4 protein-coding genes (1 of these 4 only partly in view) are annotated in these 23,682 nt (G+C 67.5%); all 4 read left to right on the top strand.

Translation table 11 applies throughout. The features are described from left to right. Positions 1 to 27 precede the first annotated feature (27 nt). Positions 28 to 3,330, top strand: coding sequence for a right-handed parallel beta-helix repeat-containing protein (locus ACWEV3_RS23410; RefSeq protein WP_452615959.1), 3,303 nt, complete (start codon positions 28 to 30; stop codon positions 3,328 to 3,330). Positions 3,331 to 3,441: 111 nt separating this feature from the next. Further along, entirely contained in the window at positions 3,442 to 3,852 is a 411-nt protein-coding gene (locus ACWEV3_RS23405) for a YbaB/EbfC family nucleoid-associated protein (protein WP_452615958.1), read from the top strand. Between the two features lie 108 nt (positions 3,853 to 3,960). Beyond that, entirely contained in the window at positions 3,961 to 4,998 is a 1,038-nt protein-coding gene (locus tag ACWEV3_RS23400; RefSeq protein ID WP_452615957.1) for a hypothetical protein, read from the top strand. 53 nt (positions 4,999 to 5,051) lie between these two features. Beyond that, positions 5,052 to 23,682 carry the 5' portion of a DnaJ domain-containing protein gene (locus ACWEV3_RS23395; RefSeq protein WP_452615956.1) on the top strand. It continues 15,293 nt past the right edge of the window, so the window shows 18,631 of its 33,924 coding nt (coding positions 1–18,631); the start codon lies at positions 5,052 to 5,054; its stop codon lies beyond the right edge, outside the window.

Raw genomic sequence — 23,682 nt, 5'->3', positions numbered from 1 at the left:
GGGCAGGCGGAGAGAGGATGACGGGCGATGAACCGTGAACTGCTGGTGGTGGGCGGAGAGCGGGCGGGGGCGCACCCCACGATCTCCTCGGCCCTCGCGGCGGCCCCCGACGGGGCGATGATCAGCGTCCGCGCCGGCCGGTACGAGGAGAACCTCGTCGTGAACCGGATGGTCAGCATCGCCGCCGAGGACGGCGACGGCACGGTGGAGGTGCACGCCGCCGAGGGCAGCGCGCTGGTGGTCGACGCCGGCGGCGTCCAGCTCCGGGGCCTGCGGCTGGCCTGCGATGACGCCACCGTCGCGGCGGTGGACGTGCGGCAAGGCGAGGTCGCCCTCGACGGCTGCTGGGTGGCGGGCTCGTCGTGGGCGGCCCTGCTGACCAGGGGAACGGGATCGCTGGCCATGCGCGGGTGCGAGGTGACCAACACCGGCGGCGCCGGGATCGTGATCACCTCCTCGTCGCCGAGCACCGTGGAGGACACGGTCGTGGCCGACGTGGCCTCATCGGCCGCCGTCGTCGGCGAGGACGGTTCCCTGACGCTGCGCCGGATCGTGATCCAGCGACCGGTCGGCAACGGCATCTGCGTGAACGGGCGCGGCCGGTGCGTCATCGGCCAGGGCGTGATCACCGCCGCCGCGAAGCCCGCGATCGTCGTGGAGCAGGAGGGCAGCCTCGACGTCAGCGACCTGACGGTGCAGGACGGCGAGAACGTCGATCTCTACTTCACCGGCGGCTCCTCGATCACCATCGCCGAGTCCACGTTCTCCGGTGCCGCGGTGCAGGCCGCGCACATCTCGGGCACCGCGCGGCCGGTGCTGCGCGGCTGCACCTTCACCGGCGCCGGCCGCAACGCGGTGCAGGTGACGGGGCAGGCGGCGGCCAGGCTCATCGAGTGCGTCCTGGCGGACTCCCCGGTGGGGCTCATCGTGGACGGCGAAGCGTCGCCCAGGTTCGAGAAGACCTCCGTGCGCGGGACGACCGAGGCGATCGCGCAGCTGTCCACGGCCGCGTCGGTGCACTTCTCCGGTTTCCGGGCCAACGCGACCGAAGGCGCCGGCCTGCTGGTCGACGGCGGCGTGGTCGAGTTCGACTACGCCTCGATCGAGACCGGCGCCGCCACGGCGGTGGAGCTTTCGGGGACGGCGAAGGCGAAGCTCACCGACGTCACCATCAGCACCGGCGCCGAATCGGCCGTCGCCCTCACCGGCAACGGGCGCGCGGAGCTGACCTCGTCGATGCTGCGCGGCGGCGGGCTGGCGGTCGGTTCCGCCGAGGTCGTGATGCGGGACACCGAGATCGTCGACGTGTCCTCCGACGGCGTCCGGGTCGACCGGGGCGGCTCGATCATCGGCACCCGCTGCAGGATTCGAGGGGCGAGCGGGCACGGCATCCGCGTCGCCGACGGCGCCCGCGCGGAGCTGGCGGAGTGCGAACTGATCGACAGCGGCGGCGACGGCGCGCACCTGGAGACCACCGAACCGGTGCGGTTGAGCCAATGCGTGGTGAAGAACAGCGGCGGCATGGCGATCCGGCGGCCGTCGGACGACCGCCAGGTCGTGGTGGAGAACCTGGTGACCCAGTCCGCGAGCAGCACACCGCGGCCGACGGGGAACGAGGGGCCGCCGCCGGAACCCAACGCCGCCGGGCAGGGCGATGCAAGCCTTCGCGAGGCGGGCGGCGCGGTGCTCGACGGCCCGCTCGCCGAGCTCGACTCGCTCATCGGCCTGGAAGGCGTCAAGCAGGAAGTGCGCGGGCTGATCAACCTGATCCGGATGTCGCAGGTGCGGCAGGAGATGGGCCTGCCGATGCCGCCGATGAGCCGGCACCTGGTGTTCGCCGGGCCGCCCGGCACCGGCAAGACGACGGTCGCGCGGCTCTACGGCGCGGTGCTCGGCGAGCTCGGCATCCTCTCCAGCGGCCACATGATCGAGGCCGCCCGCGCGGACCTCGTCGGGCAGTACATCGGATCCACCGCCATCAAGACGACCGAGCTTGTGACCAAGGCGATCGGCGGGGTGCTGTTCATCGACGAGGCGTACACCCTGACCGCCAGCACCGGCGGCGTCGGCCCGGACTTCGGCCAGGAGGCCGTGGACGCGCTGATGAAGATGATGGAGGACCACCGCGACGAGCTGGTGGTGATCGTCGCCGGCTACTCCGAGCTGATGGAGAAGTTCCTCCAGTCCAACCCCGGTCTGGCCTCCCGGTTCACCCGGACCATCGAGTTCCCGAACTACAGCGTCGAAGAACTGGTCACGATCACGACCAACCTCTGCCGCAAGCACTACTACGAGCTCACCGACGACGCGGTGGAGGAGCTGACCGAGTACTTCACCCGGGTGCCCAAGGGCGAGACCTTCGGCAACGGCCGCGTCGCCCGCAAGCTCTTCGAGTCGATGATCAGCACCCAGGCGTCCCGGCTCGCCCAGAGCCCGCCCGCCAGGGACACCGACTTCAGCCGGCTGACGGCGGCGGACATCGCCCCGCAGAGCGCGATGCTGGAACAACTGCCCGCCGAGGAGACGGCGTCCCCCGACGCCGCCACCGATCCCACCGAGGCGGTGCGGGCCAGCCGGGCGTGGCGGCGGATGTCCGACCTGATCGGGCTCGAAGGTCCGCGCCAGTCGGTCGCCGCGTTGCTCGTTTCGCTGTGCGAGCGCAGGAATCACCGCCGGGCCATCGGGCAGCACGGCAACGCGGTGCTGACCGGACCGCGGGGCAGCGGCAGGCGGGAGCTCGCCCGGCTCTACGCCCAGGGGCTTGCCGAGCTGGGACTGATCGGCATCGGCCAGGTGGTGCGCGCCTCGCTCACCGAGGACCTGCGCCCGGCGTGGCCGGGACAGGCGGAAACCTTGGTGCACAGGGCGTTCCAGGACGCGCAGGGCGGACTCCTCGTGGTGGACGTCGACGCGGACGGCGAGCCCCAGCCGGAGGCGGCGGAGGCGCTGCTGGTCGCATTGCGCTATCACGCCGCCGATCCGGTGGTGGTGCTGACCGGCACCCGCCCCGGTGTGGAGCGCCTGCTCGGGCGCGTGCCGCAGCTGCGCGACTCCTTCGGGGAATGGTGGGAGATCGACGCGTATTCGGCGGCGGACCTGGCCGCCATCGCCGTCCGGCAGCTGCGCGAACGCGGCCACGAGGTGCCCGACGACGTGCGCGCCGCGATGCGCGCGCACATCGAGGCGTCCGGGGAGACCACGGTGCACGGCGTTCACCGGCTCACCCGGCACCTGGCCAGGATGGCGGCTTCGCGCACGCTGGCCGCCGCCGACCTGGCGGGCCTGGCGCGGGTCGTGCCCGCGGTCAGTGGGCTGGCCTCGGTCGGCTGAGGTGGCGGTCCGGGCATACCTCGTGCCCGGAGGACTCCTGGTCGGCCCGCGTCGGCCAGGAGCGGCTTCTCATGCCGTTGACTTGATTCGGAAAGCTTTCAGGAGGCTCGAATGTCCGAAGTGGATCGTCGCAACGTGGAGATGTTGCGGGAGGAGTACGAACGCCAGGTCACCGGCCTCGCCGAGTCGCAGCGGCGGATCAGCGAGGCCTCGGCGACCGCGGTGTCCCCGCGCCGCGAGCTGTCGGTCACGGTCGGCCCGCAGGGCGTGATCACCGAGCTGAAGTTCCTGTCCAGCGCGTACCGCCGGCTGGCGAAGAACGAGTTGTCGGAGTTGGTGACCCGCACGATCTCCGACGCCCGGGACAAGCTGAACGACCAGCTGGCGGAGATCATGACGCCGATGATGCCGCCCGGGCTGGACGTGAAAGCCATGCTGAACGGGGAGATCAGCGCCGAGAAGCTGGCCCCGGACGAGTCCAAGCTGCCGCCGCTGCTCAGGGAGCGGCTGAACCGGCGCTGAGACCTGGCCGCCGCGCTTTCGCGGTCGTGCAGGGGTTTTGCGGTTGGTGCGCCCCGGAGAGCAACGGGGCCGGATTCGACTACGGGCGTGAGCGGAGGAATGAGGACCATGAACCAGTTCTGGGTGGATCCGGAGAACCTGAGCAAGAGCGGCGAGGGTTACGGAGAGGTGCAGGCGCGGTTGCAGTCGCTCCTGCAACGGGCCACTCCGCTCGGCGCCCGGTACAAGGATAGCTTCGGCGACGATGACGAGGGCCGGGAATTCTTCCAGAACTTCGAAGACGGCCAGCGGGTGTTCCTCGACGGGATCGGTCGGCAGGCCAAATCGTTGCTCTACATCAGCGACGGCCTCTACGAGAACGGGAAGATGTACGGCGGTTCCCGGGACGAGGCCGACCAGCTGTCGCACAAGTTCAAGACCGCGGGCGAGAACGGTTCCGGCGATTCCCAGAAGCCGACGGGCCATAACATTCCTGCGCAGAAGGAAGTCCCGCTGCAGGGATCGACCGCGAACGTACCCGTGAAGTCGACGGGCCACAACCGTTCCGCCGAGAAGGTCCCGCTGGAGAAGACGACCGGCTACGTAGCGGCCAGGGCCTCGAAGGCGCTGGCGCCGAACCGCGGTGTCGAGCCGAGCAAGCCTTTGGAAAAAGGGAAGTTCGTGAAGTCGCAGCGTGCCGTTCCCGCCGGTGGGCACGCGAACGAGGGCCTCAAGCCGCAGCTGCCCGTTTCCGACCGCGGATACGTGCTGAACGGGCTCAAACCGGAGGACGTGGAGGTTCGCAAGCCGGGAATGACCTCCGCGATGAGGCTGCGCGCCTTGCGGGAGAACGAGCAGCCCATGGTGTACGGCCACCCGCTGGGCGAGGGGCAGCGCATCGTCAGCGCCACCGAACTGTCGAACGGGGTGGTGCGGATCGGCGTCGACGGCTACTCCGACATCACTCCGCTGACCGGTGGAGATCTGACGCTCGGCGACCCGAACAACCAGTCCGGGTCGAAGCCCTACCCGACCGAGGATGGGGAGCGGCACTTCCTGGTCACGGAGAAGCCCGGATCGCAGCAGCCCGGGAAGTCGTTCGACGAGCAGGTCTTCATGGAATTCCCGCGCGACGGGGAACCGGGCTTCTTCCGCTTCCGCAGGTAGCAGATAGCCGGGCGTGTGGTGGTGCGAGTCCGAATCGGATGGTGTGGTGAGCGATGGGTGAGATTCAGATTCCCGAGGATGGTCTCTGGGCGCCTATTTACTATTCGATGTACGGGTTCGTCGGTAACAAGCCGCCGCTGGTGAGATCGAACGACATGTACGCGTTGTCCAGCGAGATGCGGGACAACGCGGACGCTTATGTGGACGCGACGGGGAATGTCAATTCGTTGGCGTCTGGTGTGCGGGCGAATCTTGAGGGTGAGACCGCGGACGCGTTCGATGATCATGTTCGGGGGTTGACCGCTCCGGTTCAGGCGCAGGTGGCGGCGTTGCGGTACGCGGCGGACATGGTGGACAGGTTCGGGTTGAACGGGGAGGAGGCCGAGTACGACATCCTCCTCCAGCTGACGTTCTTCGCGTCCACGATCCTCGGCCTTTACCTGAGTGGCTTGTACGCGCTGGTTCCTGAGTGGATCGCGGCTGGTCGTCAGGCCATCGGCAAGATCATCGCGGCGGCGAAGCAGCAGGCCGCGACGTTGTCCGGGCAGCTGCGGATGGCGTGGGAGCCCCTTGAGGAGTTCGTCCAGGAGACGTTCCAGGCTTTCTTGCCGCAGGGGATCACGACGGCTAACGGTAACCGCAAGCATGGCTACGACGCGGACGACATGCTCATCGAGGGTGCTGTCGGAGCCAAGGCGGCGTTCAACGCGATGATTTTGCATCGTCTGGCGAAGCTGAACAGGCACACGGATGATTTCGTGCGCAAGCCGGTCGGGGCGGGGCAGCTCGATGCCGCTGCGGAGCTGCCGGCCGAGGGGATCATCATCACGGCGATCGGCGGCGATTTCGACGCGTTCGGTACTTATATCTCGAGTGTCTCGATGGGCACGATCGAGAAGGACGCGCAGATCAGGTCGCGTGAGTGGCAGAACAACCGCAACACGAACAACTCGCCGGCCGGAGGCCCGGACCAGCAGCCGCCGCCGTCCTACAACCCGGACGGTAAGGGCCTGCCCGGTGGCGAGGACACTCCCGGCGGAGGCCCGGATTCGAAGGTGCCGCCGGTTGGGTCGGACACGAAGGCACCGCCGGTTGGGTCGGACACGAAGGTGCCGCCGGTTGGGTCGGATTCGAAGGCACCGCCGGTCGGATCGGATTCGAAGGTGCCGCCGGTTGGGTCGGACACGAAGGTGCCGCCGGTTGGGTCGGATTCGAAGGCACCGCCGGTCGGATCGGATTCGAAGGTGCCGCCGATTGGGTCGGATTCGAAGGCACCCGTGGATTCTCCGGCCGGGAAGCCTTCCGATGTCCCGCCGCCCCCGTACTCGCCGCGTGGTGAGGCGCCACCGTCCAATGAGGTGTCTGGGAACGAACAGCCCCCGCCCGCCTACCAGTCCCCGGCCGGGGAACCGCCGCCCGCCTACCAGCCCCCGGCCGCGGAGCAGCCCGCGGGCTCCCCACCGCCTGGTTCGGTTCCGCCGCCTGCGGGTGTGTCGCCCGTGGGGTCTCCGCCCGCGGGCTCCCCACCGCCTGGTTCGGTTCCGCCGCCTGCGGGTGTGTCACCTGTGGGGTCTCCGCCCGCGGGCTCTCCGCCACCCGCGTCGGTTCCGCCGCCTGCATCGGCTCCGCCTGTGGGGTCTCCGCCGCCGGGCATCGGCGGGCAAACGACGCCGCCTGCGGGCGTCGAAACCGGTCCGGTTTCGGTGGAGCAACCGGTTGGGCAGCCGCCGGCTACCGGCGGGCCGCAGGATGTCGGCTCGAATCAGGGTTTGCCCGGTTTCGACACGACGACGTCACCGGGTAACACGCCGCAGGGCGTGGATCCGGTGGTCGGTGACCAGAATCCCCAGTCCCAGCAACCGTCCGCCGAGCAGCCGCCGGTGCGGCACACGCCCGTCGAGCAGCCGGGCGGCGAGCAGTCGCCGGGACAGCAGTCGCCGAATCAGCAGGCCCCGGGACAGCAGCCGCCGAATCAGCAGTCGCCGAACCAGCAGATCTCGAATCAGCAGTCGCCCGGCCAGAACCCGGGTCAGCAGACCCCGAACCAGCAGGTTCAGGGGCAGCAGTCGCCGGAGCAGTCGGCGCCAAGCCAGCAGAACGCTGGTCAGCGCGGCCTCGACCAGAACGCGGTGTCGCTCGAGCGCGACCAGCCGCGAGCGGACCAGCAGGAGCAGGGCGGGAACGGGTCCACGCAGCTCCGTCCGTCCGGCCAGCAGGCCGGGCCTGGGCAACCGGCGGGGACGCCGAGCGCCACGTCCACGCCGTCCGGTCAGACCGGCAATTCGCAGGCACCCTCGAACCCCGCCGGCACGCCGAGCACCTCGCTCCAGGACGTGTCCCGGGACAAGTCCGACCAGTCGGCCGTCGGCGAGAAGGACGGCCCGTCCCGGCTTTCGACGCAGCTGTCCTCCGAAGCGCCGACGGGTGCGACGTCGACCGGGAACCAGCCCCTGACCCAGCGCGACGCGCCGTCCACTGTGTCCTCCAGCAGCGATCAGCGGACGAGTTCGACCACGTCCGGCAAGGCCGGAACGCCGAAGAGCGGCGGTGAACCGCAGCTGCAGGTGGCGCCGGAACAGCCGGTGGTGCGGGTGGAAAGCTCGCTCGGCGACGAAGGTTATGTGAGCGAGGACGAGTCCCAGCACGATGGGGACGTGTCGTTCGTCCGGGACGCGCCGGAGACCGCCCCGGCGTCGGTCACGGACCAGCCGGCGGGTGCTGTCCCGACGGTGGCCCCGGTGAAGGACTCGTTCGTCGATGAAGGCTATGAAAGTCGGGATGAGTCCGATCCCGACGTAGCTGTCCAGAGCCCGTCGGAGACTCCGGCCGAGACCGCTTCGCGCGATCTGTCCCATATCGAGAATTGGCAGGGTCCGCTGCCTCAGGTGGTGTCGCTGGAGAGCTTCCCGGACGACGATGTTGCCGCGGAAATCATGCGGCGGGAGTTCCCGGAGTCCCTCAAGGTGAACCGGGCTCCGGAAGGCAACACCGACCCCGCGCTGGCGGATGATGCGCCTGGGCGCCGGATCAACTGTGGCGTTGCCACGATTCAGGAATTCCGCAGCAGGAAGCACGGCCGGCAGTTCCACGCTGGACCGTCGTCCCGGGAAATGACGCTGCGCGAGATGCGGAAGTACTTCGGGGCGCGGTTCAAGGAGCAGAAGGGCGGTCCGGCCACTCTCAACAAGACCATTCTGGACACCTGGGAGCCTGGTGCGCAGGGGGTCGTGTACATCAGGTCCACCAAGGGCAAGGGGCACTTCTTCTTCGCGGAGAAGAACGACGCAGGCCGGGTGACCTATGTCGATGCCCAGGACCGGAAGGGACGTCCGGCTTTCCTGCCGCAGGATCCCGACAACACGATCCTTCTGCTGTCGATCCCGCCGGGGCACCCCGCCGGCCCGATCAAGACCGCGCCCCCAGCCGTCGGCGACACAGGTCCCGCACCGGCTGACACCGACATCGACGATTCGTTGACCGGTGGGAAGGCTCTCGCGCGCACTTCGCCGTCGGTGAAAGCCGAGGTGGGCTTCGAACTGGAGCTGGGGGGAGTGAGGGTACCGTTCTCCTCCCGCGGCGAGGTTCTGCTCGAGGGTGTCGGGTGGCGGCTGGAAACCGACGCTGTCACGAATTCCACTCGTTCCGATCTCGAGTTCGTGCTGTCCCCCATGTCAAGCCTGCAACAGATCAATGACGCGATCAGGGACATCGTGGGCGTGGTCGCCAAGATGCGAGAATTCGCGTTGACCAACCAGACGTTCTCGCTGTCGCAGGTGACGAGCGGATCGCCGCGAGAGGTACATCTCCGCAAGGACACACCCGTCATCGTCGAGGACATCCGCTTCCAAGCGCGTATGCAAGCGACGTACGGCATCGGTCTGGCGAATCTCGCCAAGGAGATCGACGAACTCCTGTCGGCCAAGCAGGCAAAGAAGATCCACCAGGCCGCGGACCGGGTCCGGCTGTTCTACGAGCAGAGATACTCCGACTCCCTGTCGGGCGATTCCCGCGGGTTCGTGGAACTGATCGCCATGTACCTCGAACGCGCCGGCGCGGACACATTCGGTGGTGGTACCGCCCATGCAAGGTTCCTGTTGAACAGCCGAAGCGACTTCGTCTCCATCTACGAGAAGTTGCTCACCGACGCCGACCGGCGGCAGGTCGACAGGCTGATTCTTGCGAAGCCAGGTCAGGACGTCCCGGACTTCATGGCGGCACTGGGTCGCCAGGCAACTGATCGGGTCTTCGCGAAGCCGTACGACACGTCGAAAACCACGAAATCGGCCGGTCCGCGGATCGTCGACTGGCTGAGTTCGATCGCGCACGGCCGTGACGAGGGAGCGTTCAAGAAGGATCTGTTGTCGCCTCCCCCCGGTTACCCATTGCACACCGGCAACCTGGATGTCGACTACGGCATGGGCGCGATGGGCGTGGACGAAGTGAACAGGTTGTTCCTGTACGAGAAGCGCGGTGCTCCTTATCGCCCTAAGGACCTGCCGTTGAACGGGCGGATGTTCCACGCGACAGCCGGGGAGTACGGGTATGCCGCACGCCACAACAGTTCCCTGTTGTCCGATCAACGACCTGCCTCACCGGAGGAGGCGCGCGCTGTCGAAGTCGTCGATCGGCTCAACCGGGCGTGGACGGAGCTTTCCGAATTCCACGACGCCGTCACCAGGCAGGGCGAGCGCCTGACGAACAGGACTTGGCGGTTGATATCCACATCCGCCATGGACGCCGCGCAGGACATCCACGAGATCGGGCAAGGGGCGTTGCCCAAGGGAATGGAAGGCCTCCGGCCCCGGCTCGGCAAGATGGAGAATGTTCTTCAGGCGCTGCAGAACATTCCCGCCGCTCAGGTCATGTCGCGCATGCCGGATTACAAAGCGGCCCTGCGGGAATTCGAAATGGCGCTGTGGGACGCCGAGAACAGCCTGGGATCGTCCTTCGGCCACGTCGGCATCGATGATTCCTGGACCGGCGGGGCTGGCGAGGAGTTCTCCCGCCCGGGAACTGAGGAGAGCGTCCCGCTGTCTCCTCCGCATCTCGAGGCGACCCCAGAGGAACTTGAGGCTCGACTCAATCGGATCATCGACGACAGCGAGGCGATCGACGATTCTGACGTCGACGTGTCGCAAGCCGAGCTCCTGAGGCATCCGGCCGAATCCAAGCACACGTTGCTTCTTGCCGGTGCGCAAGGGGTCTGGCTGACTCCGCAAATAGCGCGGGCGTGGCTGGCCGAAAGCGGGTACATCTATCCCCAGAAGGGCGGCGTCGACCTGGCCGCGAAGGTGTACCTCAGCGGCCCGCTGAACACCCAGAGCGGAGCTCCCGATGGGGGTTTGAACTATATCTATGATGGTCCGGCCGACATGGCTGGGCGGACCTACGGGATCGATGAGGCGCAGCGCTTCTACGAGACGATCCGGCACCTGGCGGGCCGGCACCACTTGAACGAGCAGAAGCGTGTCGAGAGCGCGGTCAACCGTTTGACGGACTACGTCCTCAGGGCGTATCCGTCCGATGGGTTCAGCTACGTGGGCATCGGTCGCAGTCCAGCGCCGGTCGTCGCGGCGCTCCAGTCTCGTGGCCACGGCGCCATCAACCTACCGTTGTCAAGCTTCCGGCCGGCGCCGTTGCCGGACTCCGTCCTGCACCACATGTTCGAGGAAATGGGGTTCAGCCCGCCAACATATGAGCAACTGGAGCTGCTCGCCGCGCACTTCAACGAGTTCTTGGCCGATTTGCCCCGCGGCCGGAATGTGCTGTTGATCGACTATGTCCAATCGGGACTTTCGTTGATCGCGGCGCAGTACTACCTCCAGCAATACCTGAACGCAGCCGAGGGACCGCACGCGCCGGTGGTGCATGCTCTTGGGGTCCACGAGGACGACGATACTTCCTCGTTGAAGAAGATTTCTCGGAAGGTTCTCTCTGATGACAGATTTCCGGTACGGGAGCGTCGTCAGTGGTTTGAGCGCATCACGTTCGTATCACTCGGAGGCCAGGAAGACCTGCTAGCGAGAGCGCTTTCGGAGCAGGCTTTCGACGGACTTTCCGAGTTCGGCTCGTACAAGATCCTGAAAGTCGATCCGGACGATCCCCAGCGGCCCCGCCGAGCTGACCGCGGAACGGAAGCCGACGTGTCGGCGAGCGGCTTCCGGCTGCTCCAGAACGTCATCGACGACAACCGGAGAGGGCAGGATCCGCAGGGCAAGAGCGTCGATGACGGGTCGGATGAGGACGGCATCGATGAGTCCTGGACCGGCGGGGCTGGAGAGGAGTTCTCCCGCCCGGGCCCGCACGAGGAGCGTTCTACCGGGTTCAACCAGTGGCGTGGCGACGATGGTGTGCCGGGGCTGGCGGAGCGCCTGAAAGACTTCCACGTCAGCCATCAGGACGGTCAGCGGCACAGCATCGGTGACGCCACGGTCAACCAGCAGGTTTCTCCGGGGCGGCAGCGTTTCGATCCGCCGGAGGAGCGGCTGGCGCATTACCTCGCCGCTGTGGAGGGCGGTGAGCGCGAAACCATGCACGCGCGCCGGTCCGCGGCGCTTGCCGAGTTCGGCCGGCCGATCCCCAGCCAGAAGCTGGTCGACGTGGACGAGCAGACCGCCGACTACCGACCGCATCCCACGAAACCGGAGAGCGAGGCCCCGGAGTCCGGCGGGCACTTCCACAACCTCTTCGGGCGGGACGACGTGGGCAGTGTCGCGGTGATGGTGGAGATCTACCGGGCCAGGGGGGAGAGGTACACCGCCAGCGATGCTTTCCTCCACCAGTGGTCTCAGGCGGAGGCGCTGTTCAATGAGGTAACCAAGGCGAAGGAGATCGATAAGCGGGCTCCGAAGCTGTTCGGCAGGAAGACGAAACCCGAGGATGTTCCGGATCGGCTTCCGGACACCATCTTCCAGCAGAACATCTCCGGCAATCCGGCGAAGGAAATCTTCGGCAACTTGCTGGCCGGCAGGAACGGCGTGGACTTCGGTGCCCGCGATGGTGTCTACGCCGAGGTCATGAAGACGGTGAACGGTAAGTCCACGAAGAACATCGTGGACACGTTCAACGAGTTGAAGCAGCTGCCCGACGACCAGAAGTTCCACATCTCGGGTGGTGGCGTCAGGCGGGACGGCTCCGGCAACTTCCAGCTGCGGTTCGACATCAGCAGGGTCCATGCCGGGACCGACCAGCAATCCCCGCGCGGGGACGAGGGGCTGATCGTCCAGGACGACCACGATCGGCGTGAGCCGAGCCATCGGGGTGGCGAGGCGTCGTCGGTGAAGCTCGACGACAACGCGGCCCGCGGTACCGAGCAGGCTCCGGTTGGGGAGCAGGCCGAGAATCCGCAGGGCAGGAGCGGCTTTGCTGGTGCCCCGCCGAACACCGGCCACCGATCCGCGGCGACGGACTCCTTGGCCAAGGCGAAGGAGATCATCGACGGCTACCTCGACGTAATCGCGGATGTGACGGGCAAGAAGCGGCTCGGTGCCGACCTTCTCCTGGCGAAATGGCTGAACAAGAAGCCAGCCGACATGAGCCGGGAGGAGCGGGGCGCTGCCCAGTTGCTCTCCCGCGCGTATGGGGGTGGGCCTCGTCCGGCGGCGGACGCCGGACAAGTGGACGCGGCGGTGCACATCCTCAAGGGGATGGAGCAGGAACTCGCCGTCCGGAAGATCACCGCCACGGCATTCGCGGATTCGTGGAGCGCGCTCGGGAATTCGGTGCGCTTCGGGACCGAGTTCACCTTCAAGCAGGAGAGCATCAACGGACTCGTCGTCACCTCCCCGCCGACGGACAAGGAAGGGAAGAGGCTCCAGGAGCAGATCTCGAAGAAGGCCGCGCGTTTGATCAACGACTGGGCCAAGCGCGTGGAAGCGGACGCCCGCACCCTCAAGGGCCAGGGCATCGACTTGGAGGTGGAGACTTCCAGCGACGGCAGGAAGTTCACCTACACCAAGGACGGCGAGACCTGGTGGTGGTCGGTGAGCCTGGACGACGGCTGCCTGGAGACGCAGACGAAGCCCGTCCCGGCGGCTGCGTTCGAGCGGGGCTGGATCGCCACGATCGTCGACAACGACATCTTCAAGCAGGCCAAGGGCTTGGGCTTCGAGATCGACAAGTCCGTGCACGGCGGCGGCGGGCATCTGTCGGTCGATGCGAATACCGCGTTCGGTGGCAGCCCGGAGCTGTTCCTGACCACGATCAAGAGCCTCCAGGACGGGCACCGGGACTGGAAGGAAGCGTTCCAGAACGCCGAAGACCTGGCGAACTCGCCCTGGCTGAGCGATTTCCCCCCGCCGGCCGGCAAGAGCGGCAGCAATGCGCTGGAAGCGTTCGGGGCCGAAATCCAGGAAATGCTGGCGAAGGTCCGCACCGGGCACCTCGACATCCCGGCCGCGACCGCTGCGATCAACGAGTTCAACGCGAGCCTGACCAACCCGGCGTTGGATCACCTCAACATCAGCGACGCCGCCAAGGCCAACATCCGCAGCGCTCCCTCGCACTACCAGGCGATCAACGTCGAGCACATGATGGATCGCGACCTCGGCAGCCGGAGGCTTGAGCTGAGGGACGTCCCCGCGCAGGACGGCCGCGCGGAGCTGCTGAAGCAGTTCCGCTACGTCCTCGACCGGATCCAGGCCGTCCGCGGCGAGGTCCGCGCCGAGCAGCAGGACCGCATCAGCGAGCTTCGAGACCGCAAGGGCGGGCCGGGTTCCACGACAGGGGGCCGGCCGGAGGGAGCAACCAGGGCTGGGCGTCCCACCGGTTTCGGTGGTGCGTCGTCGGTGCGGCGGGGTGTGGTGTCGGCGGAGTTTGCGCAAGAGGATCAAGAGCTTTTTGAGCTCATGCGCGGGGTGAACAAGGATAATTTCGATGGCGATGTCGATGGCGATCTGGGGTATCGGACGAATTGTGCTGCGGCGACGATTCAGTTCTTGAACCGGTTGGCGCATCCTGATCGGGCCAAGGAATTCGTGGCCGGGCCGAGTGGGGAGGTGCATCGGGATCGGATCGAGGGTTCGGGTCTGAGGTATGTGGGCGAGTTCTCGGGAGTTGCCGATGTCGAGGAATATCTGTCACGCCTGGAGCGCGGCGCGTCCGGCATGGTGCTCGCGTATTACCCTGACGGTGGCCACTATTTCGCGGCTGTCAAGAAAGATCGCCCAATTCTCCTGAATCCTCAGGAGGAGAGCCAGCAGTTCTGGGATTCTCCGTCGAAGGTGGAGTTCTGGGAGGCTCCCCAGGGCGTGGTGCTGACACCGATGTACTCGCCGGTCGGCACGCGCTCGGCGGCCGAACGAATCGCGGCTGAAGAGTCCGATTCGGTTCCTGGCAGCTCGGAGGTCAGGCAACCGTCCGGTTGGGGCGGTGGTTCGTCGCCTTACCTGGGCAAGGATGACGCGGGGCGCCAGGTCAAGTTCGGGCATGGCGAAGTGGCTGTGAAGGGGATCGATGCAGGCGATATGAGGCTGGTCTCCGCGCTGCCGGACACCGGTCTTGCCAACGAGGTGAAGCGCTGGCTGCAAGGTGTCCGCGACGCCACGTTCAGCGTGGTGCGCACGATGCCCGGCGAATCAGCGGCCAATGCCGTGGAGAACAGCTGGGCTCGTAACGCCGAAGTGACCATGAGATTCGACGGTGCGGCGGTTCTGGCGGTCAGCGCCCGGGGGGACGGCAGGTACGCGCTGCCCGTCCTCACCCGTAGCGGGGTACTCCGGGTCTGGGTGAATGCGGAGATTGCCGCGCAGGCGCTCGTGGCCGAATCGACGAGCGTCCGCCGAGCCAACTCCATGCTACTGCTGCTATCGGGCTCCTATTCGCCCGATGCCCCCGTGAAACTCGGTCGTGAGCTGGCCGATGCCAAGCCTGAACTCGCGGTGAGCACCGGTGACGGCCCGATGGAACTGCATGACGGTGGACGCCTGGTCGTGCTGGACAACGGCGGAATGCGGACCTTCCGTGGCACCACGGACATCGCTTATGGCCCGACCCGCTTCTCGCGGGCCGAGATCGACGAAATCAATCGACGGTCAACGGTTCGGCCGGAACCGGAGACCCGGCCTCGCGCGGATTCCCGTCCGTACGATCGGCCCGCACCCCGGCCGGCTGCGCCCGAGTTGTACCCCGGACTGAATGATTCCAACCGTTCCGTCACTTTCGCTCGAGAGGATGCGAAGTTCGGCGCGCTGCGCGACGCGGACGGGCGGCGTGGATTCGAGTTGCTGGCGGATCCGGCCACAAAGGCGGAGTTCCGCGATTGGGCCAAGGGCATCCGGGGCCCGATCCGCGTGGTGCGCACCATGCCCGGCGAATCGGTCGGCGAAGCAAGGCGCAGGAGCGGGACCCGGCCCAACAGCGAGATCGCAGACTCTCCCTTCGCGAACTCACTGGTCCTCGCGGTCAGTCCCGTCAGGCACGGGTTCATGATCCCGGTCGACCCCGACCGAGGCACCACCGAGATCTGGGTCAGCGGAACCACGTTGGCGAACTTCATCGCCGATTCCGAACGGGTCGAGGAAGCCATTCGGCTCCGGGGATTCGATTCGCTGTTGCTGCCGGTGCACGGGGCCTCGCAAGCAAGCGGCGTCAGGGACCTGACCGCTCGCTTGCACTGGCGCGGGCTTCCGTTGCGGGTGTTCACCGCGGACACCGAGATGGGACTGGCGTCTGGTGGGCGCATCGGGGCCAGGGACAACGGAAATTGGCTGGGCTACTACACCCAGACGGTCCCGTCCTACACCGGCTCGGAGCAAGAAGTCCTGTCCTACTTCTGGGCGGAAGGCAGTTTCGCCACCGACGAACTGCGCGACGAGATTCGCCGGCGTGAAGCGGACCACTCGGAGCCGCGTCCGCGCCCGGACGCACCCGGTGCACGACCGCCTGCGTCTGGCTCGCGGCCGAGCACATCCGGTGCGCGACCGGCTCCGGAGAGCCCGTCGATGGACCCCTATGAGGTGCTGAAGGTCGACCGTGATTGGCCGTTCCACCGGATTGAGCGGGCGGTCGATCGGCTGCGAATGGCGAATCTCTCCGCCGCGGAGCTCCAGGACGTCAACGATGCGTTCACCAAGCTGAAGCAGGCCAATGGCGCCCAGAGCGAGGAGTCCTCCGGCGCGCAGCCGCGTCCCGAGTCGACCTCCCGGCCCACCGGGCCGCCGCCGAAGCCGGAGCGGAAGTCCAAGGCGGAGCCGAAGCCGGAGTCGAAGACCAAGACGGAGCCGAAGCCTAAGCCGAAGCCCACCGGGCGGCCCGAGAAGGAAGCTCCTCGCCCCGAGGCAAGGACGTCGCGGCCCGGCCCGGCCGGGTCGAGTTCTGAGCCGAAGCCATCGGGTCCGAGCGAGCAGGCCGGGTCTCGCCCGGGTGCGGAGTCGTCGGCTCGGCAGGAGGCGCCGGGGACCGGTCAGCAGCAGGGACAGCAGGATGGGCCGAAGCAGTCGTTCGCGGATCCGAAGGGCTACTACGCGGCGCTGGGTGTCAAGCCGAATGCGGACGACACCGAGATCAAGAAGGCGCATCGGAAGCTGGCCCTGAAGTGGCACCCGGACAAGAACAAGACCCCTGAGGCCCAGGAGAACTTCCAGAAGGTCCAGAGCGCCTACGACGTCTTGTCAGATAAACAACAGCGGCAGAATTACGACTACGGGTGCGAAATGGAGGAGCTGCGGGCGAAGTCCGAGCGGACGCACCCGCGGCCGAATCCGTGGGATTTCCCGGCGCCGGGGCCGAGCTTTTGGGATATCCCGCGCCGCCCCGCGAACCCGGGGAGGAGTGGCCGGGACTATCGCGGCGACAGGACGTCCCGCAGTCGCCGGCAAAGCCAGGGACCGAGTTGGTTCGGTTTTGGTGGTGCGTCGTCGGTGTCGGTGGGTGCGGCGTCGGTGCGGCCGGGTGTGGTGTCGGCGGAGTCGTTTGAGGGTGATCCGGCTGGTCATGATGCGTATGTGAGTGAGAATTTCGCGGGTATGGAGGGGATCAACCGGGACAATTATGTCGCGGGTGTTGCGGGGCATGATACGAATTGCCAGCCGTCGTCGATTCAGGCGTTGAACCGGGAGATGCGTCCGGATCGGGCGAACGAGTTCGTGGCCGGTCCGAGTGGTGTGGTGCATCGGGATGAGGTGGAGAAGACGTGTCTGCCGCCGATGGCGAAGCAGGACCGGGGTTATGACGATGTGATTGATTTCGTGGCGGGCAAGGACGCCGATGGCGCGTATGGCCTGGTGTATGCGGAATTCGCTGATCGTGGTGGTCATTTCTTCACCGTGCACAAGCGTGGTGGGGATGTGGTGTTCTACGACGGGGAGTCGCATTCGCTTGTGAGGTTGGGTTCTCCGGTGGAGGTGTGGTTCTCGCCGGTGACCTCGGACAAGGTCCTGACCCCGGTGTACACACCGGTAGGGGCCGTCGGGAAGGGCGAGCCGGGCCTGGGCGGCGGCAGGGACCCGGAGTACAGGGGAACGATTTCCTCGAAGCCGGCCACCTTCAAGCACAGCGACCTGCGCATCACCGACCGGCGCTCCACCAGTCACAGCCCTGCGAGCATTGCGCTGCTCTCCGACCCCGAGCTCGGTGCCTTCGAGGGCTGGTTGGATTCGATCGATGGTCCCCTTCGGGTGGTGCGTACCCGTCCCGGTGAGTCGACGACCACTGCTCTGGCGGCTGGGCCCGACCGTGAGATCACGGCACCGTTCGAGTCGGACCTCATCCTCGCGATCGACACCGACGGCAGCGCCCTCGCGGTCCCGGTGATCGGCAAGCGTGGAAAGACCGAAATAGCCGTGGTGGACCACTCCACGGCCACGAGGATCCTCGGCAACATCATCAGGGGCGGCAACAGCTCGTCGGTGCTGCTGCTGACGCTCGGTGCCGACAGGCCGGGAACCTCGGTCAAGGTCGCCAATGAGCTGGTCAAGGCGGTACCCGGCCTCACTGTCAACACCCCCAAGGGAGTGACGGTGCTGGCAGACCCGGGCCGGATTGTCGTGCTTGCCGACGCTGGTCTGGTGAACATCAGTACCCAAACGAAAACCACGCACTACGAGGTCAGTCGCTTCTTGTTCAAGATGAAGGACAAGAAGGACGAGACGGTCGTGAAGAGGACCACCTGGTCCGAGACCCGCTTCGGTGGGGAAAGCAGGCCCGAAGCCGTTCGGGGGGACGGTGAATCGGCTCGCGAGGAGCACCGCGAATCGCGCGTGGAGCGGAAAAGCGGCCAGCGGGAGGAGTCCCGTCGGCCGCGGCAGGATGAGCAGCCGCGCGGATCTCGTACTAGGAGAACGGATTCGGGCTCCGTGGCCCGACAGCGGGACGAGTCCGGCCCGTCCCAGAAGCCTCGCCGGGAGCGGACGTCGGATGCGCGCGCGGAGGCAGGCCGCAAGGCGGAGCAGGCTCGCCGCGAGGCTGAAGAGGCGAGTCGCGCGCGGGAAGAAAGCGAGGAGAAGGTCCGCAGGGCGGCGGAGAAGGCCCGCCGGGCGGAGGAGGAGCGTCGCGAGGAAGAGGCGCTTCTCGAGCAGGAAGAACGTAAGCAGAAGGACGCGAATCGCCGGGAGCGTCGTAAGAAAGAGGACTGGTACAGGTGGGTGGATGATTCCCTTCCGTCAATCCACGAGGAGTTTGAAGCGGAGCTGCGTGAGGAGCAGGCCCTCCGCGAGGAAGGACGTTGGGACGAGGACGCGGAGCGCTGGGAGCGCTTTTTGGAAGCGGAACTGAGGAGTCGGTTCCTGTTTGAGATTGCGAATCCGAAGAAGATCGAAAAGGCCATTGCCCGTGCTAAGAAAGTGGACTGGTGGAGGTGGGTGGATGATTCCCTTCCGTCAATCCGCGAGGAGTTTGAAGCGGAGCTGCGTGAGGAGCAGCCTCGCCGCGAGGAAGGACGTGAGGAGGAGGCGGAGCGCTGGGAGCGCTTTTTGGAAGCAGAACTGAAGAGTCGGTTCTTGTTCAGGCCGAGGCCCGAGGATATCGAAATGGCCCTTGCCCGTGCTCGTGCTGTTGAGCGGGCTCGTGGTTGGGGTGGTCGGTCGTCGGAGATCTTGTCAGATCCACACGCTCGGCAGGAGCACGACGACGAGCGCCGGTTCGGTTTCGGTGGTGCGTCGCCGGTGAGCGACGATGGCGGGGACGCGTCGGGTGAAGACGACATCGATGAGTCCTGGACCGGCGGGGCTGGGGAGGAGTTCTCCCGCCCGGAGGGTGCGGAGCCGAAGACATCGGGCGACACCGCTTCCGGCGGTACTCCGGTGGCGGCGTCGTTCTCGCCGGTGACCTCGGACAAGGACCTGACGCCGGTGCACACACCGGTCCGCCTCGACGACGGACGCACGATCCCGCTGAGCGTGCACAGCCGCGACCTGGACCTGGACGACCACGGGAACCCGGTGAATGAAAGCCGCTGGATGGTGCCCGATGGAGCGGAAGTCGAGCGGCTCGCCGAGGCGCGCAACCCCAACTCGCCGAACTACCGGCCGGGCTGGGACGAGCTGAGCCCGGCGCAGTCGTGGGCCCTGATGGCTGCGGAGCTGCGCGGCGAGCAGTTCAACCAGCGCGATCTCAACGAGGCCACCAACCGGGTCCGCATGCTCAACAACTACGGCGCGAAATACCCGACCAGCAAGGCCGAACGAGCCGAGATCGCTGCCGCCGCACACGAGAAGCTCAAGTCCTGGCCTATCGTCACCAACCTGTTCCCGAACCGGATGGTGCCCGACGGCAACGGCGGGCACGCCCCGCTGATGCGATTGCTCTCCGAGGGGCAGCCGATCCGGAACCTGTGGGAGACGGGTGTTTCGCAGGGATCCACCGACTTCAGCCAGCGTGGCAAGGCGGAATGGCTGTTCGGCTATTCCTCGTCCTTCCAACGCGGCGACGGCACGACGGTCGCGGATCCGGCCGAGATGCCGCGCTACAGCGCGGTGATCCCGCCGCGCCGGACCGAGGGCTCTTCCATCCAGTACGGCACCGTCGTGTTGCACTGGAACAACGATGTCCGTGCCCGCAGCACGTTCACGCCCGGCGACTCGTTGGGCGCGGACGAGGACACGAATGCGGTCACCTACACCGACAAAGAGCACCTGTACCCGTTGCTCGCCTACAGCGACGTGGAGCTGTTCCGGCACCTCGTGGCCGAAGCCACCGATTATTCCTACGACCCCAAGCTGAAGGACGCCCCGGGGCCGAGCACGCACAATTTCCTGGAAGCGCAGATCCACGGCCCGCTTTCCCTTTCCCTCGTGGACAAGGTGGTGGTCAACTGGGGTCGGGTCGGGATCAGCGTCGAGGACCAGCCCGTCTTGACCAGAGCCGGGGCCGAGCAGTTGGTCGCCGACCTGCGCTCCGCCCACCCGGACCTGAATGTCGAGCTGGGCAAGGAGATCGGAGAGCCCGGTCACGCCGACCGGGCGGAGCAGAACCGGGTGCGCGACCTGTACGGCCTGGACGCAGGCAGGCATCTGGACGAGCAGGACCTGGCGGTGGCACGCGAGCTGGACCGGCTGGCGGGCGGTGGCCCGTTCGCCGGACACGCCAGCCGCCAGGACGTGATCCGGTTGTTGACGGGCGACGATGGCGGGCGCCCGGGCGACGAGGCCCGGATGCTGCGGGACCTCTTCGACACCGCCAGGCAGAATGGCGTCGACTCGCTGGAGCTGCCCGGCCGCACCGACGCCGAGCGTTCGGACGTGTCGGATGTGGACGGCATCGATGAGTCCTGGACCGGCGGGGCTGGGGAGGAGTTCTCCCGCCCGGAGGGTGCGGAGCCGAAGACATCGGGCGACACCGCTTCCGGCGCCCGCAACGACGCGCAGGACTCGGACTCTGCCGGCAACGGGCCAGGTGACCGGCAGGACTACGAGGACCTGGCCGACGACGCGCCGGCTGACAGCGTGCCCCGCGAACAGCGCTTCGCTGCGATGCTGAATACGTACCAGGCCGCGCGGTCCGCAGTCGCCGCGGGCGTCAACCCCGTCGAGTACCACGCCGACGGCATCCCAGGTGGCGTGAGCAGCCGCCCGGACGCCCGGTTCGGCACCGAGATCGAGTTCACCACCCCCGAGGAGCACTTCGACGCGGCGGTGCACGAAATCGGCACCAAGTTGCGGGACGCGGGTCTCGCCGACTGGCGCGACGGTCAGGGGCTGCCCTCCGGCCTCGTCAAGATGGCACCCGACCGCTGGCGCGTGGTGGACGAGGAAGCCCTGGAGAACGGGATCGAGGTGGTGTCGGAGAAGCTGGGCGGCCGTCCGGAGTCCTGGCAGCGGTTCGCCACCGGCGTCGACATCATTCGTTCGGTCGTGCAGAAGTACGGCGGCTCGGTGGAAGCGGGCGACGTGCACGTCAACGTCAGCTTCGAGGGCCAGGACTTCAGCCCCGAAGCCAACGTGGCACTGGCCGGCCTCGCCAAGGCACGTGAGCAGTCCCGGTACCGGATGGCGAACCCCACGATGGGAGGACCGCAGCGCGATCTGGGCTGGGCAGGCACGCTGCCGGTTCCACCGCGAGCCACCGACGTGCGAACCCCGGAGGACGTTCGCTCGCTCAACGCCAGCCGCAACGAGGACATCAACTTCGAACACATCAAGGGCGGGCCGGACGACCGCTGGGAACACCGGCTGCCCGTCGGCCGCGTGCACCTGGGCGAGTTGCAAACCTGCGTGGAATTGGGTGCCGCGATGCCCGCCGCAGCGAACGACCCGCAGAAGCGTGCCCGCATCGAGGAACTCCTCGGCGACCCGCGGTTGCTCGGTGACGAAACCCGTGCCCGCACCGAAGAGGAACAGCTGAACGATCTGCTGGACCTGCTGGAGGTGCTGCCGCTGAGCAAGGCGGCGGAGCGGCAGATGGTGCAGCTGTTCGCCGCCACCCAGCCGTGGCGCCGAAGCGGCGCGACGGCTGACTTCCAGACGCTGGCCGTGCGCACCCGGGACGGGTTGCACTACCCGAGCCCGCACGAGGACGTGGGCAGGCTGGTCCAGCAGGCTCGGGACGCCCGGCCGAACCCTGATGAGCAGGTCATCAGGTTCACGCCCAGCCCGGACGGCGAGCAGATCACCCTGTGGGACGGGAAGAACTACACTCCTCGATCCTTCGTGAACTACGTGCGCCTGCATCCCGGTTTCGACCAGGACCGCAGGCTCGTGCTGGAGATCGGGGACGTGGAGGCACCGCGGGCTGTCCAGGACGTGGCCCGGCTGCTCGGCAACGCCGAGATCCGCCAGCGCCCGGACTCCGCAGCAGTCCTGGAATCGGCGGAGCAAGCCACCGGTTTCGACGGCAGCACCACGGCCGAAGCCGATCGGACGGCCCGGCCGGACACCGACGAGCAGGCCCGGCCGACGGAGAGCCGGCACGTGGTGAGCGGTTCACGGCAGGAGGCACCGGAGGACACCGCCGGGAGCCGCGATGACGCCACCGCCGCGCAGCAGCGCGACGAGAGCACGACCATCGAGAACCGCGATGGCGTGTCAGCGGAGCGGCGCGCCGAGACCGAGGTCGTCGAGCACCGCGACGCCACTGACGCGGCGGAGCACACCTCCACCACCGAGCCCGCCCGGAACGAGTCGTCCGCTCCGCGCGGCTGGCGGCGGCTCCTGCCGCGCTACATGCGCCGCAACCGGGGTCTCGGTGTGGGCAAGCAGCTCACCCGCACCGAAGGCGCCGACCGGGTGGTCGCCGCCGCCAAGAGCGTGGCGAACGGTGCGCCGACCGCTCAGGAACTCGAGGACCTGCGGGCGGCCGTGGAGAACGATTCCGAGTCGTTCATGGACAACGGCCGAGTAGTGACCTTGGGCGGGGAACGCGTCCTGGTCCGCGTCGAAGTGGACTTGTCGCGCGCCGAGCCCATCGACGCGAACGCGGGGACGAGTTCGGTGAGCGCCGAACAGGCGCGGGCCTCCACCGCCGGAACCTCGGCCGGCCGCACCGCGATGTCGCGGTGGTTCTACTTCGTCCCGATGGCTCCGGGCCTGTTCCTCACCGGCACCGCCAACGCGCCGACGGGCGCGTCGACCTCCCGCGGCCTCTCGCAGCGGAACTCGCATCTCGTGCGGACCAGCGTCTCGTTCCCGGAGAACCCGACGAGCGAGACCGGCTTCCGGGGAATGCTCCCGATGCGCGCCCCGGCGACGTTCTTCCTCAGCCGGCTCGGCGACGACGGGAAACCGACCCTGCCCACGATGCGGGTCGGACGGGCCGTGGGCCGCGACGACACCCCGGTGTCGGTCGAGCTGAGCGTGCCCCTCGGGCTGAACGGCGGCGGGACCGAGGTTCCGTCGCTGCCCTCGGAGCTGCCCATTTCGGGGGTCGAGCACGCCGACGTCCACGAAGACCCGTTCGACGAGGTTCACAAGTACGTCGGTTCGTTGACGAAGGAGGGCCTGAGCACCCTTCGGGAGTTCGTCGGCTCCCGCAACATCAAGAAGCGCCTGCCGGAGATGGCGGTGACCCCGGAACAGGCCGCGCGGGGCGACGGCTGGGTGTCCTCGCCCGAATTGCCGCGGAAGCGCAATCCGCTCAAGAGGCTGTTCCGCCCCAGGAGCCAGCGGGTGCAGATGCGCCTCGTCGCCCGGCGCGTCTACTTCGACCAGGTCATCGACGGCTCGCACATCGAGAAGACCACCTCGAAGACCGCCGCCACCAAGGGCTCCCACCAGGCGCACCACGACGCGAGCTTCACGATCGCGGGAGGTCCCG

The sequence above is a fragment of the Saccharopolyspora sp. NPDC003752 genome, assembly GCF_053605825.1.
Note: the sequence above shows the minus strand (reverse complement) of the source record. Positions and strands in the feature narration are given on the sequence as shown.

Bases quoted from the DNA above. Each gene is read 5' to 3' on its own strand.
- ACWEV3_RS23405 (WP_452615958.1), top strand. From the start codon at position 3,442: ATGTCCGAAGTGGATCGTCGCAACGTGGAGATGTTGCGGGAGGAGTAC.
- ACWEV3_RS23410 (WP_452615959.1), top strand. From the start codon at position 28: ATGAACCGTGAACTGCTGGTGGTGGGCGGAGAGCGGGCGGGGGCGCAC.
- ACWEV3_RS23400 (WP_452615957.1), top strand. From the start codon at position 3,961: ATGAACCAGTTCTGGGTGGATCCGGAGAACCTGAGCAAGAGCGGCGAG.